Raw genomic sequence first — 8,002 nt, 5'->3', positions numbered from 1 at the left:
CGCTCGTTGGCCTTGCAGGTCACGCACCAGTCGGCGGTCATGTTCACGAACACGGTGCGGCCGTCGGCGCGCAGCCGCGCCAGCGCCTGCGCCGAGTACGGCAGGCTGCCGTCGGCCGCTTGCCGCGCCGGCTCCGGTGCCGCCGTCGGCAGGGCGTGGATCCGGTACAGCGGCCAGGCCGCGACCAGCGCCAGCAGCAAGGCCGCAAGCCGCGGTCCGCCGTTGCCGACGTGGCGCAGGCGCTCGCTGGCCCACAGCGCCAGTGCCAGCCACAGCATCCCGGCCAGCAGCCAGCCCAGGGCCTCGCTGCCGTGCTGGCGCACCAGCACCCAGGCCAGCCACGCGGAGGTGGCGTACAGCGGGAAGGCCAGCGCCTGCTTGAGGGTTTCCATCCACGGCCCCGGGCGCGGCAGGCGCGTGGCCAGCGCCGGGACGAAGCCCGCCAGCAGGAACGGCAGCGCCAGCCCGAGCCCCAGCGCCAGGAACACACCCAGCGCGGCCGCGACCGGGAGCGCAAAGGCCGCGGCCAGGGCCACGCCCATGAACGGCGCGGTGCAGGGGCTGGCTACCACCACCGCCAGCACGCCGGTGGAGAAATCGCCCCCCAACCCGTCGCGGCCTGCCAGGGCCTGGCCGGCGCCGCCCAGGCGGGTGCCGATCAGGACCACGCCCGACAGCGACAGGCCCAATGCCAGCATCACCCAGGCCAGGAACGCGACCACCACCGGCTGCTGCAGCTGGAAGCCCCAGCCCACGGCCAGGCCGGCGCCGCGCAGGGCCAGCACGATGGCACCAAGCGCGGCGAAGGCCAGCAGCACGCCGGCGGTATAGGCCAGCGCGCGGTGGCGCGCATGGCGCGGCGAGCCGCCGGATCCGGCCAGCGACAATACCTTCAGCGACAGCACCGGCAGCACGCAGGGCATCAGGTTGAGCAGCAGGCCGCCAAGCACGGCCGACAGCAGCAGCGCGGCCACGGCCGGAGCGCCGGTGGCGGCGGCTGCGGCGGTTCCGGATCCCGTCGCGCCGGCTACCCCGGCATCCACGGCTACGGTGGCGGTGGCGCCCGCGTCCGGCGCGCCTTCCACCCGCACGAGGCCGCCGTCGATCCGCAGCACCGTGGCGTGCGGCGGATAGCAGACCAGCGGCTCGACCTCGTGGCAGCCCTGCACCACCACGCGCAGGCGGGTGGCCGTGGCCGGCGCCGCGGGCGCCGCCAGCACGACCTCGGCGCTTGCCTTGCCGCGGTAGACCTCGACCGGCCCGAGGTCGGGATCGTCCTTGGCCACGCCCGGCGGCAACCGCAGTTCCGGCGCCGGCGCATCGTCCAGCGCGCGTACGTGGATGCGTTCGCGGTAGAGGTAGTAGTCGTCGGCCACGCGCCAGTGCAGGCGCAGCCGGGTCGGCGACTGCAGCCGCGCGTCCAGGGCGAACGCCTGCTCCACCGGCAGCAGGCCCGGCGGTCCTGTGTCCTTCGCATGCAGCGACGGGACTACGGCGCCGGCAAGCAATGCGCCAAGCAACGGCCAGCGCGCGCGCAGGGTACGGGGCATGGCGACCGCGCTCATCGCCGCGCCTCCAGCAGCGGCGCGTAACGCGCGTCGGTCAGCGACACCAGGAAGGCCTCCAGGTCGTCCAGCTCCTGCGCGTCCAGGCCCAGCGGGCCGGACATCGAGGCATCGCGGCCGTGGGCGCCGGGTACCACGCGGTCCGGGTCGTTGTAGTACTCCAGCACCTCGCGCAGGGTGGCGAACATGCCGTTGTGCATGTACGGCGCGGTCACCGCCACGTTGCGCAGCGAGGGCACCTTGAACTGGCCGTCATCGGCCGGGTTGCCGGTGACTTCGCCGCGGCCACGGTCGGCGAGCCCGGCGCCGTCGTACAGGCCGATGTTGCGGAAGCGGTCGGAGGTGAAGTCCTCGCCGGAATGGCAGTCCGCGCACTTGCCCTTGCCGATGAACAGCAGGCGGCCGCGGCGCGCCGCCTCGCTGATGGCGCCGTCGTCGCCGCGCGCGTAGCGGTCGTAGGGCGAATCGCCGGACTCGAGGGTCTTCTGGTACGCAGCCAGGGCCCGGCCAAGGCTGCGCGCGGTGGCCGGACCGCCGTAGGCGGCCTCGAACGCGGCGCGGTAGGACGGGTCGGCGTTGAGCCGCGCCAGCGCCTGCTCCAGTGGCAGGTCCATCTCCAGCGGGTTCTCGATCGGGAAGATCGCCTGCTCCTCCAGGGTCTCGGCGCGGCCGTCCCAGAACATCGAGGTGCGCGCGGCGACATTGAGCACCGAGGGCGTGTTGCGCCGGCCCAGGCGTCCGCCCACGCCGGCGCTTACCGGCACGTCGTCGGCGAAGGCGCGCTCGGGGCGGTGGCAGGACGCGCAGCTGGTGCTGCGGTCGGAGGACAGCAGCGGGTCGAAGAACAGGCGCCGGCCCAGCTCCACCCGCAGCGCGGGCAGGTCGGCGGCGGCCGGTGCGCCGGTGGCGGTGGCGGCCGCGCCGGCCAGCCACGGCAGCGCGGCCAGGCCCGCGGCGGCCAGGGCCAGGCCCAGCAGCAGGCGCGGCCCGTGGCCACGACGGCGGCGGCGCGTGCGCAAAGCGGCAGCGTCCACGGCATTCCTCACGGCACGACGGCGAACGGTGCCTTGAACAGGGTGCACAGCCCGCTGCCCTCGTGGCAGCTCTGCCCGGCCAGGGTGCCGCTGACCTCGCGCGCGCCCGGCTCCAGGCGCACGCGCTGGCGGAAGGTGGCCTGCCCGGCGAAGTAGGCATAGCGGTACTCGCCGGCGAAGTTGCTGCCGCTGCGTTCCTGCGCGCCTTCCGCGCGCAGCGACTGCAGCGCCTGGCCGCCGGACTCCACCGCCAGCCGCGCCGGGCGCGGCCCGAAGTCCCCGGCGTCGAAGCCGGCGGCGTACACGATCCAGCCCGGGCGCACCGGCGCGCTGGCCACCAGCTCGACCTCGCCCGGCGCGCCGGGCACCGCTTCGGCGCGCCAGCGCCAGTCCAGTTCCACTTCTTCCTGCGCCGGCGCCGGCGCCGCGGCGAGGGCGAGCGCGCCCAGCAGCAGGCCGCGGGCGGCCTGTTTCCAGTCCCTCATGGTGCTTCCTCGTTGCGATGGCGCCTGCCGCCGCCGCGGCAGGCGCCGGGTTCAGGGTGCGGCGGCCAGCGTGGCCGGCGGCGCAGTGCCGGCATCGGCGCTGGCGTACGGGTCCGGCTCGGCCAGCAGTTCGTCAAGCAGCGCGTTGAAGCGGGCCACGTACTGCTCGTAGTACTCGCCGGTCACGGTGCCGGTGTAGCCGGTGTAGATCTCGCGCACCTCGCCCTTGCGGTCGATGATGAAGGTGGTCGGGAACGCGGCCAGGTAGTTCACGCCCTGCAGCTTCTCGGTCGCCACCTTCTTGTCGGCGATGCCGCCGAACACGATGTCGTACTGGATGTCGAAGTACTGCTTGAACTTGCCCAGCACTTTCTGGAAGTACTCGAAGCTGTCCTCCTGCTCGAACGCGACCGCCACCGCCTCGACCCCGCGGTGCCTGTTCTGCCTGAACCACGGCGCCAGGAAGTAGGTCTGGTCGGTGCAGTTCGGGCACCAGGTGCCGATCACCTCGACGATCACCACCTTGCCCTTGTACTTGTCGTCGCGCAGGGAGACGGTGCGGCCCTGCAGGTCGGGGAAGCTGAAGTCGATGCGCTTCTGCCCGTCCTTGAGGAAGGTCAGCTGGTAGGGGTCGGGCAGCTCGGCCGCCGGGTCCTTGCGGCCCTCGAAGCGCACCACGTTGTAGATGCCCGAGCCGGACACGCCCTGCAGGTTGCCGTCCTCGTCGATCGTGCCCTTGATCAGGCGCGGGCTGGGGCCGCTGAAGTGCGACAGCCAGAAGCGGTTGCCCTGGACCACGCCCTCCAGCTCACGCGAGTCGCCCACCGCGGTCATGATCACGCCGGTCAGGCGGTTGCCCTGCTGCTGGAACAGGCCGACCTGGTTGCGGCGGTTGCGGCGCTCGTCGGGGTTGTCGTCGCGCAGGCGCGCCTGGTCGGACTGCTGCAACGCCCACTTGCCGCTGAGGTCGACCCCGGCCGGCTGCTCGCGGCCGGGTTCGACGAAGCGCCAGGCCTTGCCGTGCTCGGCGGTGAACGGGATGTTGCGCGCGCCGTTGCGGCTGGGCACCAGGTCGCGGTACTCGCCGGCGAGGGTGCCGTCGTCGCGCACGGTGAACACCAGGGCGGCGTCGTAGGTGTTCATCGGCACGGACAGGGTGTCGTCGGACACGCGCTCGACCACGAAGCGATCGCGGCGCGAACCGTTGATCAGCTCGAAGCTGGCGTCGGCCGCGTCGCGGCCCCGGACCTCGAAGTTGAACGGGATCGGGTCGCCGTCCACCGTGAACTCGCCGCGCCAGATGCCTTCCTTCGGGAAGCGCGCGGCGGCCTCGGCGGCGGCGGCCGGCAGGAGCGTGGCCAGCAATGCGGTGCCTGACCACAGCAGCGCTGCAACTGCCTTCATTGCCTCACCTCGTCGTTGGGGATGCCTCCGGGGCAACGAATGTAGGAAGCGGCACGCGGCGGCGTCCACGCGAAAACCCACGCCATGCATGGCATGTGCTCATGTGCTGATGAGGGCAGGTGCTGAGGCGGCTTCCGCGGCGGCGGCTACACCCGGCCGCCGCCTGCGATGGCGGCTCCGGTCGATCCATCATCACGGGGCCCCGCGCCGCGAGCCGGCGCGGGCAGCCCTCAGCGGAACAGGGTTTCCGGGTATTCCGGCTTCTGTTCGCGGGCCAGCAGCTGCTCCAGGCCCTGGCGCGGGGTCAGCTCGCCGTGCAGCACGGCGTGCACGCCGGCGGAGATCGGCAGTTCCACGCCGTGGCGGTTGGCCAGGCGCATGACCTCGTTGGCGGTCTGCACCGATTCGACCACCTGGCCGATCTCGCGCACCGCCTCGTGCAGCTCCTTGCCGCGGCCCAGGGCCAGGCCCAGGCGGCGGTTGCGCGACAGGTCGCCGGTGCAGGTCAGCACCAGGTCGCCGAGGCCGGCCAGGCCCATCAGGGTCTCCGGGCGCGCGCCGATCGCCGCGGCCAGGCGCAGCATCTCGTTGAGGCCGCGGGTGATCAGGCCGGCACGGGCATTGAGGCCCAGCTCCATGCCGTCGGCCACGCCGGTGGCCACCGCCAGCACGTTCTTCATCGCCCCGCCCAGCTCGGCGCCGACCATGTCATCGCCGGTGTAGGCGCGGAACGCGGGGCCGTGCAAGGCCGCGGCGACCTTGCGGGTAAACGCCGGGTCCTCGCCGTGCACGGTCACCGCGGTGGGCAGGCCCAGGGTGACTTCCTTGGCGAACGAGGGGCCGGTAACCACGGCCAGCGGCACGCCCGGGCCGAGCACGTCGGCGGCAACCTCGTGCAGGAAGCGGCCGGAGCCGGGCTCGAAGCCCTTGGTCGCCCAGGCCACGCCGGCACCGGCCGGCAGCAGCGGCTTGAGCGCGTGCAGGGTCTCGGTGAAGGCATGCGAGGGCACCACCCCCAGCACCCAGTCGCAGCCGGCGACGGCCGCGGCCAGGTCGGTGGTGGCACGCAGGCTCCCGGGCAGCGGGATGCCCGGGAGGTAGCGCGGGTTCTCGTGGCGCTGGTCGATGGCCTCGACCACCACCGCGTCCCGGCCCCACAGGGTGGTGGCCAGGCCGTTGCGGGCGGTCAGGGTCGCCAGGGCGGTGCCCCACGACCCGGCCCCGAGGACCGCCAGCCTGCTGCTGCCGGTTGCGGCAGTCATCGGATGCGCGTTTGCCGCCGGATCAGGCGTTGCCGGCCGGCTCGGCCGAGGCCACGTCGCCCTCGGCGGCCTGCTGCTGCGCGGCCTGGGCCTGGCGCTGGCGCAGGGTCTCGGCGTACAGCGCGTCGAAGTTGATCGGCTGCAGCAGGAACGGCGGGAAGCCGCCGGCCTGGACCAGGTCGCTGACCAGCTGGCGCACGTACGGGAACAGGATGTTCGGGCACTGGGTGCCCAGCAGCACGTCCACGCCCTGCGGCGGCAGGCCGGCGATGCCGAACACGCCGGCCTGGTCGACCTCGACCACGTAGGCGGTCTTCTCGCCGACCTTGCAGGTCAGGGTGACGCGCAGGGAGACCTCGAACGCGGTCTCGTTCAGGCGCTGCACGCGCTGGTTGAGGTTCAGCTGCAGGTCCGGCTGGCCCTGCTCGTTGAAGATCGCCGGCGAATTGGGCGACTCGAAGGAAACGTCCTTGACGTAGATCTTCTCGACGCTGAAGGCCGCGCCGGCGGCTTCCTGCGGGGCGGGGGCGGCAGCGCCGTTGGTGGTTTCGTCGGACATTTCGGACTCCGGAATCGCTGGTTGGATGGCCGGCTGAACCGGCCGGGAACGGAACGCGGGATTATGGCACGTGCGCCGGACGCGGGTAGCCCCGGGGCGCGGCCGGGCTCAGCGGCCCTTGACCAGGGGCAGGCCCGCGGCCTGCCAGGCGACCAGCCCGCCGTCGAGCCAGTACACCTGCTCGAAGCCGGCCTTCTTCAGCTTGCGCGCGGCGCCGGCCGAGGCCATGCCGGTGCGGCACACCACCACCACCGGCGACTGCTTCGCGCCGGCCAGCAGCTTGCCGGCCGGGTCGAACTGGCTGGGGATGATGTTGCGGCTGCCGGCGATGTGGCCCTTCTCGAAATCGGCGATCGCCGACAGGTCCACCACCAGGGCGCCGGGCTGGTTGGCCACCAGCGCCAGCTCCGACGGCTTGAGCGCCTTGTAGCCGCGCAGCAGGCGCATGATCTCGGTGTAGATGATCGCCACGGTCAGACCGGCCAGCGCCAGCGACAGCATCGGGTGGCGGCCGGCGAAGGCCATCAGGGTCTCAAGATTCACGGCGCGCGTTCTTCATGCGGATGGGACGGGGCGGCGATTGTCGCACATGCCCCGCGCCGCGCCGCCGCTAGTGCCCGTCCCAGAAGTCCGGCAGCCCGGAGACCTGCCACCAGCGCCGCGCCTGCGCGTCCCAGCGCCACAGCTCGCGCCAGCGCACGGTGCGCTCGGCCTGGGTGTGGCGGTTGACCGCGCCGACCTCGATCTCGCGCGCGACGGTGCCGTCGGCCAGCACCGAGCTGGTGCCCTCGCGGTAGCGGGTCACCTGCAGCTGGCGGTAGCGCTCCAGTTCCAGCCCGCTGACCGGGTGGGCGGCCAGCCATTCCGGATCGACCAGCTGCAGCGCGGCCTCGTAGTCGCTCCAGCGCACCGCCGCGGCGAACGCCTCCTGCGCCTGGCCCAGGGCCTGCGCCTGGCGCTTGCCCATGGCATGCGCCGGCAGCACCAGCGCGCACAGCGCCAGCAGCAGCAGGATCCCTGGAATGCGCATCGTCGTCCTCCGGCGGGCCATGGCCGGCATGCTAGCAGCTGGCCCCGGCGGCGCGGCCGCCGGCCATGGCCACGTAGCGGCCGCTGAACACGGTCGCATCGCCGCCGCCGGGCAGGGCGATGCGCGCGGCGATCCGGCAGCGCGCGCGGCCACGCTGGCGGAAAGTGGCGAGGAAATCCTCCCACTGCCCTTCCTCCAGCCAGGCCTCCGCCTCCAGCGCGTCGTACAGCGGCGCCAGGTAGCGCACGTGGCTGTCGGCCACGTACACGTCGGCCGGGTGCCCGGCGCGGGCCAGCTGCCAGGTGGCCAGGCCCCAGCCGGCCAGGGTCATCAGCGAGGCCAGGCTGCCGCCGAAGGCCGAGCCCTTGTCGTTGATGTTGGGCGCCAGCGGCGCGCGCAGGCGCAGGCGGCCGTCGCCGGCATGGACGATCTCGATCTGCATCTGGCGCGCCAGCGGGATCGCGCACAGCTGCGCGCGCACGGCGGCCAGGGCGGGGTCATGCGGCTCGTTCGTGGTCATCGGCAAAGGGTAGCGGAAGCCCGGCCCGGGCCGGTCCGCGGCCGCGCATAATGCGCGGATGCCTGCACCCCCTCCGCCCTGGACCCTGGTCTCGCTGCGCCCCGCCGGCGGCCACGACGCCATGCGCCGCGCCGCCGCGCGGC

Annotated in this window: 9 protein-coding genes; all 9 read right to left on the bottom strand. The window is 73.4% G+C overall.

Features of this window, described 5'->3' with window-relative positions:
* On the bottom strand, positions 1-1,565 hold a 1,565-nt coding region (locus B351_RS16785), incomplete at its 3' end, for a protein-disulfide reductase DsbD (RefSeq protein ID WP_039731588.1).
* On the bottom strand, positions 1,562-2,599 hold the full coding sequence (locus B351_RS0112155; protein ID WP_026010666.1) for a cytochrome-c peroxidase: 1,038 nt from the start codon (positions 2,597-2,599) through the stop codon (positions 1,562-1,564). The genes B351_RS16785 and B351_RS0112155, both read right to left, overlap by 4 nt.
* 8 nt (positions 2,600-2,607) lie before the next feature.
* Complete coding sequence (locus B351_RS0112150; RefSeq protein ID WP_019399309.1) at positions 2,608-3,084, bottom strand: hypothetical protein; 477 nt, start codon at positions 3,082-3,084, stop codon at positions 2,608-2,610.
* Positions 3,085-3,135: 51 nt separating this feature from the next.
* The gene (locus B351_RS16780) at positions 3,136-4,488 is read right to left on the bottom strand and encodes a peroxiredoxin (protein ID WP_037034204.1); all 1,353 of its coding nucleotides are present in this window, start codon (positions 4,486-4,488) and stop codon (positions 3,136-3,138) included.
* 230 nt (positions 4,489-4,718) lie between these two features.
* Positions 4,719-5,750, bottom strand: coding sequence for an NAD(P)H-dependent glycerol-3-phosphate dehydrogenase (locus B351_RS0112140; protein ID WP_019399307.1), 1,032 nt, complete (start codon positions 5,748-5,750; stop codon positions 4,719-4,721).
* 22 nt (positions 5,751-5,772) lie between these two features.
* A complete protein-coding gene (secB, locus tag B351_RS0112135; protein ID WP_019399306.1) occupies positions 5,773-6,309 on the bottom strand; it encodes a protein-export chaperone SecB in 537 nt (178 codons plus the stop codon).
* A gap of 108 nt (positions 6,310-6,417) precedes the next feature.
* A complete protein-coding gene (locus B351_RS0112130; protein ID WP_026010665.1) occupies positions 6,418-6,852 on the bottom strand; it encodes a rhodanese-like domain-containing protein in 435 nt (144 codons plus the stop codon).
* 67 nt (positions 6,853-6,919) lie between these two features.
* Positions 6,920-7,339 (bottom strand): hypothetical protein, encoded by a 420-nt coding sequence (locus tag B351_RS0112125; protein ID WP_019399304.1) that lies wholly within the window; start codon positions 7,337-7,339, stop codon positions 6,920-6,922.
* Between the two features lie 31 nt (positions 7,340-7,370).
* Positions 7,371-7,859 carry a YiiD C-terminal domain-containing protein gene (locus B351_RS16775; protein WP_019399303.1) on the bottom strand — a complete coding sequence of 163 codons (489 nt, stop codon included), beginning with the start codon at positions 7,857-7,859 and terminating at the stop codon, positions 7,371-7,373.
* Positions 7,860-8,002 lie beyond the last annotated feature (143 nt).

This window comes from Pseudoxanthomonas sp. GW2, from assembly GCF_000283075.1.
Classification (GTDB): Bacteria; Pseudomonadota; Gammaproteobacteria; order Xanthomonadales; family Xanthomonadaceae; genus Pseudoxanthomonas.
This window is presented reverse-complemented; position numbering and strand designations above follow the sequence as displayed.